The 22,663-nt window shown below is 43.7% G+C and carries 7 protein-coding genes; 5 read left to right on the top strand and 2 right to left on the bottom strand.

What is annotated here, in order from left to right:
• Positions 1-264: 264 nt before the first annotated feature.
• From HII16_RS00465 to HII16_RS00455, 3 genes are all read left to right on the top strand, one after another.
• Entirely contained in the window at positions 265-2,946 is a 2,682-nt protein-coding gene (locus tag HII16_RS00465; protein WP_169126477.1) for a hypothetical protein, read from the top strand.
• Between the two features lie 323 nt (positions 2,947-3,269).
• Entirely contained in the window at positions 3,270-6,488 is a 3,219-nt protein-coding gene (locus HII16_RS00460; RefSeq protein ID WP_169126475.1) for an FG-GAP-like repeat-containing protein, read from the top strand.
• 10 nt (positions 6,489-6,498) lie between these two features.
• Entirely contained in the window at positions 6,499-8,457 is a 1,959-nt protein-coding gene (locus tag HII16_RS00455; protein WP_169126473.1) for a vanadium-dependent haloperoxidase, read from the top strand.
• Between the two features lie 66 nt (positions 8,458-8,523).
• On the opposite strand, the gene HII16_RS00450 is transcribed toward HII16_RS00455, so the two are convergent.
• Both HII16_RS00450 and HII16_RS00445 read right to left on the bottom strand, forming a co-directional pair.
• Positions 8,524-9,090: a DUF1566 domain-containing protein gene (locus HII16_RS00450; RefSeq protein WP_169126471.1), complete on the bottom strand. Its 567-nt coding sequence runs from the start codon at positions 9,088-9,090 to the stop codon at positions 8,524-8,526.
• Between the two features lie 6 nt (positions 9,091-9,096).
• Complete coding sequence (locus tag HII16_RS00445) at positions 9,097-11,865, bottom strand: DUF1566 domain-containing protein (protein WP_169126469.1); 2,769 nt, start codon at positions 11,863-11,865, stop codon at positions 9,097-9,099.
• Positions 11,866-12,307: 442 nt separating this feature from the next.
• Between HII16_RS00445 and HII16_RS00440 the strand changes: the two genes are divergently transcribed.
• Together HII16_RS00440 and HII16_RS00435 are read left to right on the top strand one after the other, a co-directional pair.
• Positions 12,308-18,097: a S8 family serine peptidase gene (locus HII16_RS00440; protein WP_169126467.1), complete on the top strand. Its 5,790-nt coding sequence runs from the start codon at positions 12,308-12,310 to the stop codon at positions 18,095-18,097.
• A 69-nt stretch (positions 18,098-18,166) separates the two neighbouring features.
• Positions 18,167-22,663, top strand: a complete 4,497-nt coding sequence (locus tag HII16_RS00435) for a M36 family metallopeptidase (RefSeq protein ID WP_169126465.1) — start codon at positions 18,167-18,169, stop codon at positions 22,661-22,663.

The raw sequence follows: 22,663 nt of genomic DNA, 5'->3' as shown, positions 1-22,663 counted from the left end.
AAAAGGATTATAGGCAAGGCAAGGCAAGGCAAGGCATTGATTGAAGAGAATGGTTATTCCCTTGTCAAAAGCAATAACGACGCATATAAGCCTTTTAAATTCGCCCTTGGGAGCTTGTCAGGAAAGTAATAACCTCACAAATTGTTTTGATGGAGAATGACTACATCGGCATCAATTTGCTTTGTTCTAACTTCCCTGACACAGCTCTGAACTGTGCAAATAATTATTTCAATTGGTATAGAAACTAGTCTAATGGGAAGAGAAATGTCCAATAAAATTAAATTTAATAAATCATTGATCGCGACAATGGTTGCTACCAGCATGCTTGCTGCTTGTGGTGGTGACGATGTTGAAGTTCAAGACACCAGAACTGAAATCGTAGAAATTCCTACGCCTACGCCAACACCAGCTGATCCAGTTATGGCATCTGCATACGTGTCTGTGATTGACGGTAACACAATGGCGGCACTATCAGGTGCAAGCGTTGAATTTCATATCGATGGTAAGGTGATTGCTGCTGTCGCTACAGACTCAGGTTATTCAATTGATAACTTGCCAACTAATTCAGATTTTATTGTTGCTGTTACTGTTGAAGGTAAAGCGACTGCCTATGCACAAGGTACTACCAACGCTGGCGCACTAAATATTGATCCTATCTCTGTTTATGACTCTGTACCTACTTCGGTAAGTGTTGTTGACATGATGGGTGCTCCAGTAACAGGTTTATCACTATACGTTAATGGTGCAGACACTGCTGGTATCGATTCAATGGCTAGCCCGCAAATGGAAGTTGATAGCGAATTCTTATCAAGTATTCCTAATGTGTTCGCAAGTGAAAGCAACGGTGTATACACCTTTATGCTTCCTGCAAATGGCGAGTCTTTTGACGTAGAAGTTGCGGGTGCATTTGCTAGTGCTGGTGTTGACTACGTAGTTGTTGGTGGCGCAATGTCTGTTGCTGCCGGTCAAAGCCCAATGGTTTACGTAGACGACGCAAACCAAGCAACTCTATTTACTGTAAGCTTCGGTCTGGAATATGCAGATGGTTCTATGGTTACTGAAGGCCCAGCACATCTATACCTTAACGATGGTGCACTTATGGCTTCTTGGGATGCTGACTCACAAATGTACTGGGTAACTGACCTGACGTTTGACCAAGTGATGAACCCTATTGCTCTTGATATGGTTGAAATCGATGGCGTAATGTTTGCCGCGACTGACGTTGCATCTGCAGGTCTACCATCATTTGATCAAGCTGCATCATCTGCAAATATCACTCTTGCGATGAACACTGATACCGAAAATGGTGAAGCACTACCTATTGAATATAAAATTGTTTCATCATCAGTTGTTGCTGGTACTGAAGCGAAATTTACTGTGATCTTTAACCAGCCGGTAGAGATTTTGGGTGACCGCATTTCTGCTTACTCAGAATTCCTAAGAATGCGTGGTGAATTAGATAATTACTCTTTCCGTCAATCAAGCCGTGAGCACGGTTACTACTTCTTTAATGAAGACGGCACACTTTGTGAAGATCCATGGGAGCAAGGTTTATGTCCAACTGAAACCGTTAATGGCGATACTCAAGCGGTTGATTCAACAGCTGTTACAGGTGTTGATTTAGACGGCAATAACATCGTCGAAGGTGTTATCAAGTATAAAGCTGACGATTATGCTGACACAAGCGTTTGGTCAGAAGTGACTGTAGGCGCGCCTATGGTTGGTACAGATGGTAAAATCCTAGCCGGTACAAATGGCTGGATTCACGGTTTCTACCGTGATTCAGGTAGCAATACCACTCACGACCTAGTTGCTGCAGGCGAAGATGGTGCTGAATTTAGCTGGAACGAAGACATGACCGTTCTAACTATCACCTTAAACGCTGAAAGCTATGATGCAGAAGCGGAAACGCCAGTATTGCCTACAGGTCACGTAGATGCATTACCTCGTGGTTACTTCAACGCTACCGACCTACAACATGGTGAGCCTCTGCAACTATCGTTCGTTGCAACTCCTGCTGAAGGCAGTGCCACAGCAATTGACGTAATGATCGACGAAATGGTTCCTGCGGCTATGGCAACAAAAGCGACGGCCGACAACTTGGTTGTTGCTACCGGTGCTGGTATTGACGTTTCAGCAACAACCTACACTAACGAAGGTTACCAGTGGACACAGTATGCAGGTCAAGAAAACTGGTTAGAATCAGATGACAACTGGGTTGAACTTCCTGGTCTGAATGGTCAAATGGCAGCCGCTGGTGATGCATACTGGCAATGGCAACAAACCCCAGATGGTCAATGTACATTCTCACATCCATATTGGGATAATGGTACATGGCAATGTATCTACCCAGGTGAAGGCTTTGATTACTTCCCTGCTAAAACGAAAGTTGTAGATATGGCAACCTGGCCATCATACATTGTTGATGATTTTGAAGTGGTTAGCAAAATGCTTTATGCAGATGGTGAAACATCTTTCCGTGCAGCGTATTTGATATCACCAGAGCCATTAACGGGCAACGTAACCATCGTTAAATCTCACAACGTATACTGGGATGCAACAGCTAATGAAGGCTTAGGTGGTGCAGGTACAGGTGAGCGTGAAATCAATGAAATTGTTGGTATCAACCTTGAGCAAGACGCTTCATACAGCAATGCTGCGGAAGAAATGTTCTATGTAATGCATACGTGGGATAACACCTTAATCTATAACGTCAGCAACAAGTCTGACGTTGAAGGTTCTGCTTACGGTATGCCTGTACGTACTGGTTTCCCAGCAGACGTTATGGAAGGTAAGAACTACTTCTACAAGATCACCAGTTCATTAACTTCACTTCGCCCGACTGATACTCGTGGTACGGTTACTCACATCACTGTGGATCTTAACCTAACGACTGCTTCAGGCGAATCTATTCGTGTTGAAAACGTAATGATGCCAGTTAAGTAATTAACACTTAGCTGAGTCAAAATAAAAAACAGTAGCTTCGGCTACTGTTTTTTTTCGTCTGATTTTCGTCTGAATGTTGTTGATAACATGCCATTAGCGCCAACTTTAACAAAAGTTAACATAATGCCTCGATGCTATTGTGATATGGATAGGAGTGTTATTGATAAGCTGTAATACACACCATGAAATACAACGTTTGCTATATAAATTCTCATCTATCAACCATCATATCCATTGGTTTTATTTGCACACTTTCGGCATGTGGAGGCGGGGGATCTTCATCAACAGACGAAAAACCAATTTTATCATTTAGTACTAACTCAGTGCCGACAGAAATAACCTATGAGTTAGATGAGTACCAATACACTCCTCAACTAAGCGTTGAAAGCAATCAAGTAAGTTTTAGCATTGCCAATAAACCTGAATGGCTTGTCTTTGATAGTGATAATGGTCGTTTAACAGGGACACCTTCGCAAACGGATTCTGGCTCTTATGAAGGCATTACACTAACGGCTTATTATGATGCTCAAACAGCGTCTCAGACATTTTCTATCGATGTTTATGACAGTTTATCCATATCGGGTTCATTACAGGGATTTGAACACCTAAATGTCGACGATTTGAGCACATTTATTGATAGTAACAATAATGGTGTTTTTGATCCGCAAGAGCCAGTGAGCGAAATTAACAATGGCTTATTTGAATGGCGACTTAAGCAACCTTCTTTAGCTCAATTACGCTATGTGCAGCCGGTAATCATGTTCTCTGGTGACCAAGTATCTTATCTGCAATCCAAACAATTGGCAGACCTTGCTGGCGAATTGCCAAGTTTACCTATTGCCATCGAAAACAGTGACATCAACCTAGAGCATCTAGTACTTACACCATTGCATGTTGTGATGGCAGCGAAGACCGAATCCTATAGGCAAAAGCTGTATGTTGAAGAAATCGACATCGCCATATTTGAGCAGCAAGCGCAAGCAATAGGTCAATATTGGGGCTCATTATATTCGCTGCCATTGCAAAATTTGTTGACGAAATTTGAACAATACTCGGCTAGCTTGTCTCTGCAGCAAAAAGGTATCTATGAACGAATTACAGAGCAGTTTCTAACAAATTCTTTGTTACTGCAAAGTGCACAAATTGATTCGGATAACGACGGTGTGGTCAACAGTGAAGATAATGATGTTGATAATGACGGTTTCATCAATATTGTCGATACATTTCCGGTAAACGCATTAGAGCATGCTGACAATGATTTTGATGGTTTAGGGGATGCAGCGGATGACGATGATGATAATGATCAGGTCATCGATGTTGAAGATGCGTTTCCATTCGACGTTAATGAATTTCAGGATAACGACTCGGATGGTATTGGCGACGTAAAAGACACTGATGATGATAATGATGGCATTAATGATGAGCAAGACCATTTCCCGCTCGATCGCAATGAATATCTGGATACAGATTTAGATGGTATAGGAAATAATGCCGACGCCGATGACGATGGTGATGGTGTTTTAGACATTAATGACGACTTCCCGTTAGATAAAAGCAGATGGCAGAGTGACGATGCCGATCTTGATGGCTGGCCTGTAGGGCAAGACCCTGACGATTCTGATAATCGCGTACCAGAATTATTATTTGTTGACTCTGATCATGACGGCTTTGCCGACAATGGTGGTTTGGCACCTGACATGGATGACGACAATGATGGCGTTCAGGATATTTATGATGACTTTCCTCTAGATAAAACGGAATACATCGACACGGATGGCGATGGTATTGGTAATAACAAAGACGATGACGATGATAACGACTTAGTCGCCGATATTCATGATGCGTTTCCATTAGATGCCAGTGAAAGCAAGGATAATGATGGGGATGGTATCGGTGATAACGCCGATAAGGATGATGATAACGATGGCATACCTGACGAAGAAGATGACATTGATGATATACACTTTGACGCTGATGCATTAAATAGCGGTCTTATTTTTTCCGAATCGACGAACTTGTTAGGTTTATCGCATAAGTGGGCTATCGATAGTGTAGAGGCAGTAAACGCCACTCAAACAGTCGCTTACAATGTCGCTGGTGGCTTAGCTAGTGCTGATTATGATCAAGATGGTGATATTGACATATTCGTTGTAGGTGGTAATGAACAATCCAGTAAATTGTATCAAAAGCAAAATGACGGCAGCTACAAAGATGTCGCTGCTAGTGCGGGTGTGCAATTGACCGGCTTATACTCTGGACCTGCGTTTGCAGATATTGATGGCGATGGCGATCTTGACCTGTTTGTGGCTGCTTTACCGGGCTTCGAAAACACACTGTTTATCAATGAAGGCAATGGCAAATTTCATCGCAGAGAAGCAGGCCTGGTAAGCGAAAAGAGTTTTAATATTTCGTCATCGTTTGGTGACTTTGATGGTGACGGCTATCTTGATTTGTTGTTAACCCACTATGGCGAGACCTTGCAATCAAGTCCGCAGTTACTTTGGAAAAACCAAGGTGATAAACAGTTCATGTCTGTTGATGATGAACTAAACGTTACTGAAGTAGTTAGCAATCAGCAGCGTTCTGAACAAAGTGAAGACTATATGTTTACCGCCAGCTTTGCCGATATTAATCAAGATGGTTGGCAAGATATTGTTATCGCCGCAGACCACAGTACCAGCGCGGCATTAATGAATCAGCAGGGTAAACATTTTAACAATGGCAGCAGCGATTTAAATATCCGCATCGATGATCTCCAAGGTATGGGGAGCAGTTTGGCTGACATCGATAATGACGGCGATTTAGATTGGTTTATTACCAGCATCACTCAATTTGACGCCGACAATGGCAGTCTCTCTTTTAGTGGCAATAAATTGCTTGAAAATAATGGTGATGGCAGTTTTAGAGACATCTCATATGCCAGTAACAGTTTCAATGGTGGATGGGCGTGGGCGAGTTGCGCAGCCGACTTTAATAATGATGGCTGGATTGATTTATTAAACGTAAATGGCTGGCTGATCGAATCCGACTCTACAAATCAATATGAAAGTCATCTCGATGATACCATCGCCTTATTTATCAACAATCAGCAAGGAAAATTTAGCCGCACCAACATTAATGTCGGGCTAACTCATAAAGGTCAGGGGCGCGCCGTATTGTGCACTGATTTTGATGGTGACGGTGATACGGACATCCTGTTAACAGACCATACGGTAGGAAAAAATGCTCTTGTTTATTATGAAAACCAAAATGGTAATCAGTTAGGTAATTACATCACAATTGTTTTGTCATCGGCAGGTAAAAACAGCCAAGGAGTAGGAGCTATGGTCGAAATTCAAACCCGTAATGGCAAACAATATCGCCATATAAACCTCAACAGCAATTTTACCTCTCAATCACCGGCCAGAGCCATGTTTGGTGTAGGGCAAAATAGACAAATCGACCATATCCAAGTGACATGGCCTGACGGTTCAATTCAACACGTTGAAAATATGCCCGTCAATCAATCCATTTTAATTAAAAAATCAGACAGTAATCTGTAAGCAGTTGATTATGAATTCTAATAAAATAACTAAAACGACCCTAAGCATGGCCATTGCCCTTGCTTTAAGCGCCTGTGGCGGATCCAATGACTCGGCTGAAACCGACATCGTAAAAAAGCAACCAGTGGATAAAAGCCACAGTGTTGCCCGGCAATGGAATGAGGTTTTACTTGAGGGCATACGCAATGATTTTGCCCGACCAACGGTACATGCTCGTAATTTGTTCCATGTCTCAGCGGCTATGTATGATGCTTGGGCCATATTTAACGACAACGACACTTACTTAACCGCTAAATCGTTGAATAATATTGACTGCCCAATTGATGTCGATTTGCAAGTTGACGATATAAAGGCAGCGCAACAAATAGCTATCAGCTATGCTGCCTATCGTATTATTAAGCATCGTTTTGAACTCTCACCAGATGCCGAGGATACGTTTTCTTTAGCCGATGGTTTGATGCAAGAATTAGGCTTGGATAGCGATTATATTACCACTGAAGTAAGTACAAGTGATGCGGCAGCACTGGGGAATTATATTGCCGAATGCTATATTGCATACGGTTTTAATGACGGCGCAAAAGAAGACATTCTATACAGTAATATTGCTTATCAGGTAAGTAATGAACCACTTAACCCTGAGCTACCGGGTAATCCTAATATTAGCGATCTAAACCGATGGCAGTCGCTTGATCTTGGTACTTATATCGATCAGTCAGGCAATGAAGTGGTCGGTGCCATTGAGTTTTTGAGTCCGGAATGGGGGCAAGTGACACCATTTGCCTTATCGTCAGGTGATTTAACCATAAAGCAGCGCGATGGCTTTGATTATTACATTTATCATGACCCTGGCATGCCGCCTTTGATTGCCAATGAGCTTGCCGATGAATATGAGTGGGGTTTTTCTTTGGTAAGCGAATGGTCGGCGCAACTGGATCCTGATGATGGCGTAATGATAGATATTTCACCTGCTTCGCAGGGCAATATCAGTATGCAGCAATACCCAATTAGCTTTAGCGAACATAGAGAATTCTATTTACCACAGGGTGGAGATATTGGCACAGGGTATGAACTTAACCCAGTAATGGGAGACCCTTATGAACCGCAAATGGTGCCAAGAGGCGACTATGCCAGAGTGCTAGCCGAGTTTTGGGCAGATGGGCCTGATTCCGAGACACCACCGGGTCATTGGTTTGTTATTCTTAATACCGTCTTTGATCACCAAAAATTCGAACCTAAATTTGCCGGGCAGGGGGAATTATTGGATAACCTCGAATGGGACGTTAAAGCCTATTTTACCCTCGGCGGAGCCATGCATGATTCGGCAATTAGTGCCTGGGGGATTAAGGGCTGGTATGACTATATCCGGCCTATCTCTGCCATTCGAGCCATGGCGGATTTAGGTCAACGCAGTGACGAGAGCAAGCCAAACTATCATCCGCAAGGGTTGCGCTTACAACAAGGGCTTGTTGAGTTGGTAGAAGAAGGCGATGAACTCGCTGGCGCTAATAATGAACACGTTGGCAAAATAAAAGTCTATGCTTGGCAAGGGCCGGCAGCAATATCAGATCCAGCAATTGATGTGGCAGGTGTCGATTGGATTTTGGCCGAAAATTGGTGGCCTTATCAGCGACCTTCGTTCGTAACCCCGCCATTTGCAGGATACGTATCTGGTCACTCGACTTATTCTCGCGCAGCGGCCGAAGTATTAACAGAATTAACCGGCAGTGAGTATTTTCCTGGAGGTATGAGTAGCTTTGAGATAAATGCTAATGATTTTTTGGTATTTGAAGAAGGCCCAAGTATCAATATGACGTTGCAATGGGCAACCTATCAGGATGCATCAGATCAATGCAGTTTATCTCGTATCTGGGGCGGTATTCATCCACCTGCTGATGATATTCCCGGTCGACTGATTGGTTACCAAATTGGTAAAGATGCGTTCCAGCATGCACTAAGTTATTTTAAATAAATGTATTGTTCAGGAATAAAAAAACCACCGTAAGGTGGTTTTTTTATTGGCTTGTTCTACCGATGATTAATCACGAACATATTTCACTTTAAGTAAACTGTCTTTATCAACCGATTGAATTTGCCCTAGACGACTGAAAAATGCATAGGCAGAGTCACCCGTTGCTTTAAGGTTATTAATGGTAGAGCTGAAGTATATATCCGCATAGAAGGTGGATGGAAATACTTGAGTATTCATTGCAGGACCCGCGCAACGCTCTTCAACTAAAGAATAAAGTTCTTTGATGTTAGGTACGCGCCAATCGCTTTGACCACTTGCACTGTAGCTCTCTGCACTTTTGTGTGCTTGTAGCCAGCTCACTTCCTCTTGTTCACCAAGGCATCGACCTTGTTCTTCGCTCCAGGCTTGACCCAGATCGCAACGCGCCCAGGTTAATCCAGTTTTGTTATCTAAAACGCTTGCACCGTCTTCGCTGATGCTAAATCTGGCGTTATCTGCAGTACCTTTAACGTTATAAACACAGTGTTGAGTGTTGCTACCTACACCACGAACGGTTTCAACTTGTGCGATGGCTGACATGGCAAACGTTGAACCAGCAAGTGCAACCGCCAAAATAGTTGGATTAAGTTTCATCTTATATTACTCCTGAGTTGCTTTGCGCACTAAGCGGGTGTTAAGGCGAGCATCGCCAGTATATGAAGCATTAAAGTGAAGTGCTTCACCCGTGTTAAAGTCAACAACGATAACCTTACGGGTTTGGTAATCCTGATTTCCTACATCACCCGCAAGAGAGCCACCTTCACCGGTACGAGTACTGGAGAAGTAAGCTTTGTTTACCGCGTTCTTGAATAAGGTAGAAATAGCAGGCTTGCCTTTATTGGTGCCGCTGTAATCAACGATGGATAACAATTCGGTGCCATCTGGCATGCGCCAGTCGTTGTAGCCACAATAGCCTTCTTCATTGGTTTGTGCGACAAACTCTTCTGTGGTTAAGCAGTTTAAGTAATTTGGATCACAAAATTGAGCACGTTTGTCTGCATCTTTTCCTGGATAACCAGCATTGGTAGCAGGGTTACTGTCATAGTAATCAAAGGTTTCAAATTTAAAGTGAATGCCTTGCTGTTCCGTTTTAACTTCCCACATCAAGCCAGTAACGTTATCAAGTAAACAGCTGTATTCGGTAGCGTCATCACTTAATTCTGTGCCATCGGCAGCAATTTTTGTGAAACTAAAGCCTGCAATACCATCGCTCGCATCGTTTGCTGTTGCATCACGACCATAGTTAGCATCTTGATTTAATGGCGTATATCGATCTGATTCAATCTCAGCACACACTTGATCGTTTAAATGACCTTCACTTACATTATCGCCAAATCCGTAATTACCACAGCTAGTCACGCCACTATCGTTTAGTGTCATAGCGTCATAACTAAACGTTTCTGTTACGTAGACGTCAATGCTGTTCGAATTTGATTTGCCGCCTGAATCGGTTGCGGTTAAGGCAAATTGCAACTTAATAAAGCCACTGTCTACCACAGGTGCATTAAAGGTTGCATGGGCTGCCGTTGTATCAAGAATGCTGACCGTCTCACCGCCAATTTGCATCCATTGGTAGGTCATTTCAGAAGCGAAATCCTGACCGTCAATAACCTGGCTGTAAAGAGTTACTGTTTGGTTTGATGATACAACTAAGTCCGCCATATCTTCGACATTTGGTTGCGTATTTTCTGGTGCGCTTGCCGGAGAAATGGTGATATCAACACTAGACTCTTCAACGAAACGTTCGGTGCTGGCAATGACCTTGATGGTAATCGTGGTCAGTTGTTCAACAGCCGGAAGTTTAATGTTTAATGTTTCTTTACCTAGCTCTTCAGCAACTAATTCGATGCCTTCAGGCAATACCCACTCAAAACTCATGCTATCAGTAAGGTATGCGGTTGCGTTTGCGCCAAAGTATTTAGGGTTAGCTGACAGGCTGATTTTTCCATAGGCTTGGGTATCGAATGCGGCGCCCAAGTTTACGGTCAAACGGGTTGTATCACTGGCTAAAAAGATTGAGCCGATAAGCTCCAATTCGTCTGTCTCTTCTTGCAATAGATAGCCAATAATCGAATTAACGACAGAATCCATTGAGGTTGCTTGCATGTGCTGCTGCAATTGTTCGAAGTCAATATTTGATTGATTTTCATCGACTTGTTCAACAAATGGGTCTTGAGCCAATGAAATGTTCAAACCTTTCTCTAACTCAATGATGGCGTTCTCTTCGCTAATAGTGACCATTTCACCGATCTGCGCTCGTGCCTCAATATAACGATTTACCAAATAGGTTAAAGGCGTGACTTGGCAAGCATTGCGCTCTTCGGCATGACAAACCGCGTTAATATCATTTTGCCAGTTCGGCTCCAGGATGATATTACCGTTTTCGTCTTTTTTCGGAATAGGTTGGTCGAACTCGTCTTTTTTTACGCTACCATCTTCATTTTTCTCGTATTGTGGCGTGTACGTTAAGTGGCTTGACTGGACGATGTAGCCATTATTAAGAGAACTGTTAACGGCTACCGAGAAACTGCCATCCTGTTCTGGAATACCAGAACCTATCAAGGTACCTGCCAGATCGTATACTTCCACCTTATAAGGTGGTTCATCATTATTTTCACTATCGATTATTGATGCAGTTTGGTATTGCTCGCGAGTTTCCGAAGCCGGGCGTGAGAAAAACTGACCCGATACAACAGGATTAACTCTAACGGATAAGTTATCACTGCTGGTTGCGCCTTCGTTGTCAGTCACAGTTACACTCACTGAGTATTCGGTGGAGTTAGTTAGGGCTGGGGTTGTAAAAACTGCCGTGGCTTGATCATTTACGGTGAAAACAAGCTCATCACTGGTGCTGCTCCATTGATAGCTGCTAATTTCACCGTCAACGTCATCGGCATCAACCGTAATGGTGGCGCTCGTTTGTTCGTTAACGCTGATGCTTGTTAGATTGCTTAGCAATGGCGCAGTATTGATTGCTTCAATGCTAAAACTAACCGTATCTTTAGCGGTGGCACCATCATCATCGGTAACCGTCAGTTCAAATTCTACAGTCGGTGCCGGCTCCAATGCGCTTACCGCTGGCGTGGTGAACTGAATGTCTTGTGAGCTTGTACCATATAGAATGCTCATCGCCGGGCCTGACATTTGCACCCAGCTGTAATTGCTTATTGAGCCATCGGAATCACTGGCACTCGCGGTTAGGACGATTTCTTGTTGTTCTTGTACAGAACCTGGAGAGTTGATGCTAACAGTTGGCGCTGCGTTTTGTGGTGGTGGGTTCACTTTTTTTTCGGTATCGCTACCGCCGCCACCGCCACCACAGGCGGTAAGTACTAGCAGACTGGAAAAGGTAATTCCTAAATGCTTCATTTAATATTCCTCTTATTTATTCTTATTTGGCTGTTGTTATTGTTGATTCGCCAATAATCGACAATCCAATGTAAACCAATCACCAAACACGCGCTTTTGGGGGCTTTGTTCAGACTTACTCATTCTTCTCTTGGTATGGTGTGCTTTTGTGCTTGAAAGGCTTTTAAATCAATGCGTTGTTGGCTGTTGCTGGGATTTTGTTCAGGTCTTTTAGTTGATTTTTTGTTTAACATTTTTTAACAAAATGATGATGTGTCGACATAAAAAAGTAACGTTGGCAACTCTGAATTAACTTGCTTAACACTTTTTAACATACTTCACGCATTTCATTATTGATAATCGGGACGCTAATTTATAAGCCTTAAAAGGCGAAAAATACACCACCCTAGGGCGATAGCGCAGTCTATCGTACCGATAAAAAAATTATGATAAGGGGATAGTCTTGAAGTTAAATCGCATACTTGCTGCCATTTGTGCCGCAGGTTATTCCGTTGGTGTCGGCGCGTCTGTTTCGAGCTCGGTTAACGATTCCGAGTTAAAACCGGTGAGCAATCAAGTCATTGTTACGCAACAAATGTTACGTAGTAATGAGTCCATTAATAGCCATGGAAAAATCAATCAAATTATCGATAACGCAAAGCAAAATAAATTCGTTGTCGATGCACATGCAGTTGGTGAGCAAACCTTTGTGGTTATGCTTAAGCAACCATCGAGCAGCCATTTTGAATCTCAACTAAACACTGGAACAGGCAAAGGAAAGTTTGCTAACAGTGTAAGCGCTGCAAATCTTTCGCATTCATTTTTATCGCGCAGCGAATATGAAACGCACATTCTCGAAAGCCAAAGGCAACTACTAAGTCAAATCAATCGACAAGGTCATTCGTTAAAGATTCGTCATCAATTTAGTAAAGCACTAAACGGCTTCACCATTCGTGCCGATAAAGAGCTGGCTGAGTACATATCATCTTTACCTGATGTGGCGATGGTTATGCAACTAGGAGAGTCTAGATTACAGTCGTATAGCACAGGCAAAGATATTGGTGCGGACCAAATTTGGGATGGTTTGTCGGACTATAGTAGCGAAGAATTTCGTGGTCAGGGCATGGTCATTGGTGTGCTCGATACCGGTATTAACTCTGACCATCCATCATTTTCTGATAACGCTTACGACCAACAGACAGCGTTGGTGTCTGAATTCCCAGTAACCGATAAAGTAGGCCTATGTGCTGAACAAGGTGACGCAGATGAACGTTGCAATAACAAACTTATTGGTATTCGTTCTTATCAACACATAAAAGATGTCACACTGGGTAATGGCGATATTCCAGGCCTTACCATGTATAACGGAGCAGCCGAAGAGTTTGTTTATCGCGATGGTGAAGACTATAACGGTCATGGCTCGCATGTTGCCAGTTTAATTGCTGGTAACCAATTGACCGATGTTGCTTTACATTATCCCTCATACAAACAATGGCAAGCGGATGGCGTACCGTTAAATATCTCCAAGCATGATGTATCAGGTATTGCTCCAGATGCACAAATCATTTCCTATCAGGTATGTGATCCAATTGGTAATGATGTAAGTTGCCCGGATGAGGTGGTATTACAGGCGATTGAAGATGCCATAAACGACGACGTTGATGTCATTAACTTTTCTATTGCTAAAGCTGCTGGTGCTAATCAAAATCCATATCAGGATGCTGTTGAACTGGCGTTTTTAAATGCTCACAAAGAAGGCATTGTTGTTGTAACTGCCGTTGGTAATGGTGATAACTATGCCCGAGGCTTGGGCGATCATGCGTCACCTTGGCTGATGAGTGTTGGTGCTGCAGACAAAAGTGATTCATATGTTGTCGGCACGGCGGTAACTGAAGTTGGCGGTGGTGATCCGGAAACGATCCCGAAACGCCTTGACTTTGCCGGCTTGGTGGCGATTACCGAATATAGCGCCAATACCGGCTATACTGGACAATCTTTCGCCGGCAACCCTGTTGTTGCGGAAGCAAAAATTGATACCACTTTGTACTCTATTGAGGAAAAGCTGAATCTATCATCGTGTATTGATGTTCCGGAAAATGTATTCGCCAGTAATGAAATCCTTGTCTGTTTGGCGAATGAGTTTGCTAACACGGATTTACTTCCAGGCTTGAACCATTATCAGGCTTATCAGCACATGGCTGAGCAAGCAGAGCGAGCTGGCGCTGGCGGTCTACTCATTGTACCAAGCGAATATGCGACACCAAATCTGACGGTAAATTACAATAACCCAGACTTTCCTGTCAGCTTTATGCGCTCAACACCGCAAGATGATTCCAATATCTTTTACGATTGGGTTTTGACGTCGAACAACCTGGACCGATTGGTTGAAGCAACCATCAATCCGCTAAGCGAATTTAAATACCCAACCATCATGGGCATGATGTACACCAATAATTCGGCTGCAGGTCCTGGCGAAGGTATTAACGGTGAGTATCTGCTGCCGAGCGTGGTTGCACCTGCGGTAAATGTTTTGGCTGCCTCGGCTGATGAACGTCCGTTCAATGAACTGGGTAATACCTCAGACTGGTTGCCTCGTTCGGGCAGTTCTACCGCTGCGGCTGTGGTTTCTGGTGCTGCTGCATTGGTTAAACAGGCTCATCCTGAATGGTCTCCATCAGAGGTGATATCTGCATTAACCCTAACCGCGAAACCAGCCATTCATATTGGTAACAGTAATTTATTTGGTTTACCTGATGCCTATACCATGGGGGCAGGTGTTATCAATGTTGAACGTGCCATAAATACTGGCTTGGTAATGCATGAAAGTGTCGAAAATTACCTGGCGGCAGATCCGAATTTACATAATGTATCTGATTTGAATATGCCTGCGGTAATCGAACGCGCTTGTTATGGTCAGTGTTCATTAACTCGTACCTTTAAAGCGACTCGTGATGGCAGCTGGCGTTCAGAAATCTTTATGGATTATGCATCGGCAACTGCGGCGGTGACACCAGCAAGTTTCAGTCTGAAAAAAGGCGAAACCATTGAAATCATGGTTGAGTTTACGGTAGTTGATGAGTCTGCACGCTTTGGTTGGGATTTCGACCGTTGGGATACTCAATATGAAGAAGGTGCAAGCGACATCATCAATAACGAAGGCAACTTGACGGGTGGTGACCTGGTATTCTTCTCAGAAGATAAAGAAATCCCGGAAGTGCACTTGCCGTTAGCGGTAGAAACCAAGCTTGATATCGTTAACGATATGCATCGTGTCGATATACCGCTAAACCAAGGTTCAAAAGTTTTACCTTTATTTACCACGGATGATGTAAGCACACCATTGTTTACTGCCTATCAGCCAGTGCTTTCCGCACCGGTTGAAACAGACATCCTACCAACTCATGTACTTGATGATATGAGTTGTTATTTATATCACTCACAATTTTGTGAATTTGCTTTATTTGATGTTGAAGATCACATCGCCAATAAAACGGCACATGTTGAGTGGCTGCGCGTTGAAGAGGGCAGCAAACGCTTATTCGCAGAAGCACAATCTGTTGGTATTCGAAACCTTACTGAAAATCGTCGTCGTAACTCGGTGAAAGTGGCGGTTGGTCGAGATTTGAATAAGAACGGAATGGTCGATTTTAGAGAAGAGATTTTATGTATCTCTGATTTCGCGCCACCTATGTCATCAAACGACTATACGCCGGGTTCTAATAACTTCTGTAGTATTACTGATCCTGGTGCTGGCGATTATTGGGTGATGTATCAGTGGGGCAGTGGTTTTAGTCGCGAGTATGCTGAATTCTACAAAGAGCAGTTAACAACCACCATTAAAACCCATACGGGTGTTGTTACTGGACAGCAGGCCGATAATGTATTCCTAACCGCCAATACAAGCACTAAGGAAGTCACCGTACATTGGGATGCGGACTTAGCCCCTGGTGAAACCGTATTTACCGCCTTTAATGCGGTAGATAACAGTAAAACCGTTAGCTTAAATTTGACCCGTTCAGATGATGTCGCTGTGTTAACAACCAATGCTCGAGCAGAGGATATTGTTGCCGGTGCTGAAATTGATATGGAAATTCAGTTCAAGGAAAACCTTTCTGATCAGAATCAATCAATTAACTTGACGACGCTACTACCTGAAGGCGTTGAATTGGTTGGCAGTATTATTCCTGAAACCAATAGTCATTTGCAGTTAGCGGTGCAAAATGCCAATGACAGTTTCCGTGTATTTGGAAATATTGCCAGTGCCAAGGGGCTTGCTCGTGAGTATGTCATCACCACCAGTGATAACGACGATATGTGTCGCACACCTGATCTGGAAGGGCAAACTCATGGCAAGTATCTCGATCTTGGTTTAACACCTATTACCGGTAGTGCAATGCGCTTTGATGAAAGCAGCGAAGAGCATTATTTACTGTCACCGATGGCTGAAATGATTATCTCTAATCCGCGCCGATTGCGTGAAGATGGTGAACCAGAAACGGATATCGAATGGGCCAAGCGTGTGCATAAAGATCAGTGGGGACCATTCAACTGGATGGCGACAATGGATGCAAACGGTCAACAATACATCGACCGTGAGCATATTGTTATTGATTTGCGAGAAGTGTTTGCCGATTCAGACGTAACCACACCTTGGGTATCTTTCTTTGGTAACAGTGATTATGCCCGTGGTCGTTTCATGTACATGTTTGGTAACGGTTTTATTGACTTCCAAAACTTCGCCGGGCCTAACCCTTTAGGTACGGGTACACCGAATTTCAGTGCAGGCATTAATTTTGATTATCACGGCGGTTTAAATGGTGGCAACCTTGCCAATACCATCACTCCTTTATGGCGTGCGGCTGGTTTCAATGAGCAATTTATTACCCCGTTTATCCCTTATCCAAAACAAGGTGAGGAATTATCAGGTATTTCGGTTGGCCATGTAGGCAGCAAGTTGGTTGTCGATTATAAAAATGCGCAAACTGGCTGGAAACAAACCTGTTTACACTCTGAGCTTATTGAACTGGAAGACGGCAGCAACGCTACTCAGTGTTTATTAAATACTGGCGAGTATGATTACATTAGCAACACACAAGGCAAGCGTATTCACCCAAGCCTGATGGAATTTTACGGTAACGATCGTTACAACTTCCAAATTTTCATGGAGACAGGTGAAGCGAAGAACCGCGCTGGTGATTATGAAGTGATCATTGCCTATGGTGATATCAAACGCATTATTTTCGAAGACGAAAATCTTAGCTATGGCGACACCTTGCTTGACGATGCTCTATATAGCGCCAACATTGGCTTGCTAGGACATGAAGGTTATAAAAACAGTTATGGAGGTGTTTACCACGGTGCTGAATACTATAACTCATCAAAAGCAGCCGATCGTTCAGAAATCTTTAATGCGGTAAAACGCGATAAGGTGGTTTGTTTCGATTATGCCGGTCCAAGTGCAAAATCAGGTAAAGTTCGTTTTAAAGTACGTTTACCAAATGATGCCGTTGCCGGGCAAACATTCCAGTTTGACTTAACCAATACAGGCTCGAATACAGCATTTAGTAACAGTGCACAATTGGTTGTTGCACCGTCGTTAGGCTTGTCACAATTATCTGATTTGACCATCAATGAAGATAGCCCAACACGACTGGTTACAGCAGCACTTTCTGATGCCGATGTGAGTGCCTTTGTTGAATCAAGCGATCGCTTTATTGACGCTGAGGCAAAGGTTGTCGGTTCGCAACTACAAATCAGTATTAGCAGCGACGCTGATTATTTCACCACATCTCCTGCGACTATCTCTGTACAACTGGTATCTAACAGCAACAGTAATGATGTTGTTCATGCCAGCTTTGAGGTTAATGTTACCGCGATAAATGACGCGCCAGAACTGCATTACGAACAAGACAGTTTTAGCATCATGAGCAACGAGTTTGTCGAACTGATTGCTTTTGCTATCGATAAAGATGGCGATGAGCTGACCTACACCTGGTCAGGTGAGCACATCGATGAATCTCAAATCAATAATGCTTCTTTGAATTTATCTAACTTGCCTGAAGGTGAATACATGTATCAATTGCATGTCACCGATGGTCAGGTTGATGTCACTAAATCGTTCTCGGTTAGCGTGACACAAGCCGAAGAAGACGCGTCAACTGAACGCAAAGAACCAAGCGGCGGCGCCATGCTTTGGTTATCACTTTTCACCCTTCTTAGCATCTTTAGAAAACGATTGTTGAAGATGAAGTAACACTTGCCAGAGCCCGGTTTTCGGGCTCTGTGTACACGCTATTTACTAAGAAGAAATATGGAAAAGATTATGTTGAAGAAAAAATTACCATTAACGCTGGCGATAAGTTCAGCCATGACGGTGTTTGCAGTTGGTGCTATCTCTCACGATTTCAAACAGTCAGTGACGAGCAGCCAACAACACGCTGGCGTAGCAAAGCCTTATCAAATGGCTAGTCAGTTTGACAGCCAGCAACGAGCGACAGTTCAGTGGTTCGATAACAGAGAAAAACAAAACCAATTAAATTTTGTCGCAGACAAAAAACAACAAATTGAACAAGCCGCTGCGACACATTTTGCCAGAGTCGCAAGCGAACATGGCTTCATTAATAACGGCGCCAGTCAGGCTAAAGTGAGCACGGTTCATGCGGGTGAACACGGTCCAATCATTATGCGCTATCAGCAACAGGTCAACGGTGTTGATGTGTTTAGCTCGCAGATTAATGTTGTTATGGATCAGAACCTTAACGCGATAGCCAGCACAGGTACGTTTGCGCCAGTTGTTGGCGAAGCTGCGTCATTGTCAGCGCTTCCGGGCGATGCGGCAAAGTCTTCTGTGGTTGCTGCATTCCGTGATGCGGGTGTTGATGTTAACCATGCAGGTTTAACGTCATTGGGTCGTCGCGGAAAATTTGATGAATTTGAAATTAACAATCAAGCGGATTTGGTAGACGGCAAAAGCTGGGGACTTGGTAAGTCTGCAGCGCAATTTATTTATTACCCGATGGCCAAAGGTGTCGAGCCTGCCTTTATGATCAACCTGCAACGTGTGGTTGAGAATGAAACCCGTAGTGAAATGATGGGATACATTGTTTCCGCGGTTAACCAACGCATCTTGCATAAAGGCAAACTTGAAGCTGACCATAGCTTCCGTTATCGCTTATATGCAGAAACGGAATCACCATTTAAACCGTTTGATTCACCAACGACTATTGAAGTATCTCCATACCCAATCGGCTTGGACCCACATAGTTACGGTGATTACCAACAGCATTTACGTGACAGCAATTTGGTGTCTATTGACCATGCTGGTGTCAGTACCCAAGACCCTTGGTTGCCTGCTGGATCGCAACTGGCGCAAGGCAACAACGTATGGGCATTTGTTGATAAAGTTCCGCCAGAAGGCTTTGATCCAGTCGAAGACTTGGAAAACGAGCGTATTGAAAACGGTGACTATTACCTGATGACGTCATCAGCAGGTACCTTCAGTTATCCATATAACTATCGTGCACCTGCCAGTGAAGACAGCAACGTAAAAGCGGCGATGACGTCAATGTTTTACGTAAACAACTTCCTGCATGATTGGTTCTATGATTCTGGTTTTGACGAAAAAGCCGGTAATGCCCAATACGACAACTATGGTCGTGGTGGCTTGCAGCGCGATCCGCTAGAAGCACGCGTCGACTTTAACTCTGCTAATAACGCATCAATGGCGACACCACCAGATGGTCAAGTACCTATTATGCGTATGTACCCATGGGGTATGTATGAACTAGGTTTTGAAATTCGTGGCATGCTTGATGAGTTTTACACTGAAGACGATGCCACTGATGACAACGGTGAAAAATTCTTCTGGGTTCCTCGCTTTGGTCGTTCAGTGTTTGGTCCGTCAACCTTCACCATTGAAGATGATAAAGATACAGCCGATATCATTGAAAATGAATTGGTTATTGCCTATGACGGCGAAGGTGTCGATGGTCAGGATTTATGTGAGCCAGCGATAAACCCAGAACAATTGCGTGGCAAAACAGCGGTTATTCGTCGTGGTAATTGTAACTTCTTCCAAAAGGCATTTTATGCGCAAGCTGCAGGTGCCACAGCCTATTTGATGACCAACCATGTAAAGGAAGGTGAAGTAAACGCGGCTGGCAATGCTGGCGGTACCATCAATATGGCATTAGGGCCAAATGACGATGGATCAGATATGGAAATTCCAGGCGTATTCTTGTCTTACGAACATGCCGAACCGGTTTACCTGTCTATTGATGCAGGTGAGACTGTTCGTATTGATGTCGAAGTAGAAACGGACCAAAACCATTCAGCATTTGATACCAGTATCGTTGCGCATGAGTGGGGCCACTACCTGACAAACCGTTTGATTCACAATGCTTGGGGCTTGATGCAATGGCAGGGCGCTTCACTTGGTGAAGGTTGGTCTGACTTTATTGCTTTGATGCTGATGCTGCGTGAAGACGATCGCAACTTGGTAGGAAACGAGCAATTTGCTGGTCACATCCCGATGTCGACATTTGTCGGCCGTAACTTGATTGGTAATGCTTCTTTTGCCGAAGGTATTCGACGTTTTCCTTATACCACGGATATGAACGTTAATGGATTGACTTTGGGTCATATCGCCTTCAGTGCAGAATTACCTGATCATGAGCAAGGTTCATTCCATGCTGAGCATCCAGTACCGAACAATGAAGTACACAACGCCGGTGAAGTCTGGACTGCGGCTTTGTGGGAAGTTTACATTGCTTTGCATAATGAACGTAGTGACCTGAATTTCGACATGGTTGAAAAACGCATGAAGGAATACTTGGTTGCCAGTTTGAAGATAACACCTTATTGGCCAACGTTTACCGAAGCTCGTGATGCGTTGTTAGCGGTTACCGCAGCAACTGATTTGCGTGATTTCGACATCATGCTCAAAGCGTTTGCTAAACGCGGTTTTGGTTTGGATGCGGTGTCGCCAGATCGTACTGACTTCTTATTCGATAATGTTCGTGAAGGCTTTGCCACACAATTCCCATCGTTTGTTGTCGATAACGTTACTGCCGATTATCAATACCTTGGTAATTCAGGCTTCTATTGTGATATCGATGAGTCTTTAGATGTTAATGAAACCATGCAGATTTCCTTACATCTGAAAAATTTGAGTAATATGCCACTAACCGGTATTTACGCCGTTATCGATACCATTTCTGACGTAACACTTGCTGTGGATGGTGTTGAGTTAGTCGATGGCCGCTTACCTCTGGCATTTCATGCCAATCAATATGGCGAAATAATCGAGTTTCCATTCGAAGTGACGTTACATAGTGCCGATCCATTGTCGACCGTGCGTTTTGACATCAGTTTTGAAAGTGATAATCCAGAGGCAATTATTCCGCCAATTGGTACCGCCTGGACCAGTTCTCAAACCGACATCATTAGAAATCAAAACGAGTTAACTCGCTTTGACGATAATACCGCTACTTATGCAGACTGGAAGACAACGGCTGAGAATGTTTCACCGGCAGCTTATGGTAACGCTGTGTTCCCTTGGGTATTGGATAATGGCTTTGGTGCCAATACCTTAGGTATTCGCCAAGGACAAATGTTCTGGGGTGCGGCAAGTCCAACCCGTGTATTAACAACGCTTGAATCGCCAGAAGTAACGGTTAATGACAGCGGTGATTTTGCCTTTGAATTTTTCCATGTTTATGAGTTTGAAGTTGCGGAATATCGTGTAGCTGGCGCTCCAGAAGATGCACCTTGGACATTGGAGTATTGGGATGGCGGTGTTATTGAATTGAGCGTTGATGGCGGTGAATGGCAAGACATTACTGAATTCAATGCCATTATGTCTGATCCATATGACGCGGTAATTCACGGTACATTCGAGCGCAAAATAGCGGAAAGCCAAAATCCACTTGGTTATCGCATGGGTTATGCCGGTCAATTACCAGGCGGCGAAGATGTGCGTATTGTCATCCCTGAGGGAATATTAAATGGCAAAAACGTTCGTGTTCGTTTCGCTATCGGTACTGACGAACAAGCGCCTACTGCCGGTTGGTTCATAGATGATTTCGCTTTCGAAAACACCACTGCTCCTGCTTTTTCGGCAGCCTTAGCTGAACAGCAAGAAGCTTGCGGTAATCGCGTGCCGATGATCAACGTAGAGAATCGTCAAAGCTTTGTTGAACGCACTAACGGTCAACAAGCGAGCATAAACCTAACAGCCAATGTTAGCGATGTTGATGGCGACGATTTTCAAGTGAGCTGGCAGCAAATTTCTGGTCCAGATGTGGAACTGAACAATGCAAACAGTACTCAGGTTAGCTTTATTGCTCCTGTGATCAATCGCAATGAAGAATTACGCTTTGAAGTAACCGCCACAGACACGCATAACAACTCCCGAAGTAAGGAAGTCATTGTGAGCTTGTTGGATGTGAATATAGCTCCTACGGTCGAAAGCATTAATTTAACTGTCACTGAGGGCGATCATGTCCGAGTTGAAGCGGTTGCTGAAGATGGTGATATGGATGCTTTACTCTACAGTTGGCAGCAAATTGGCGGCGACACGGTACAAATGCAGGGTGCTCGTACACAAGTGCTTAGCTTTAATGCTCCTAATGTTGATGACACACAAACATTTGAATTTTCAATCACCGTAACCGATGGCAGTGATAGTGCCACTGCCTCAGCCATGGTTACGGTTGAACCAAGAGAGTCGAATGTATCTTCTGGTGGCAGTTTCGGCTGGCTTACCATTTTCCTTTTACCTTTAGTAGCGCGCTTGCGCGCCACTAAAGTGCAATTTTAG

It is taken from the genome of Thalassotalea sp. Y01 (genome assembly GCF_012932945.1).
Taxonomy (GTDB): domain Bacteria; phylum Pseudomonadota; class Gammaproteobacteria; order Enterobacterales; family Alteromonadaceae; genus Thalassotalea_A.
This window is presented reverse-complemented; position numbering and strand designations above follow the sequence as displayed.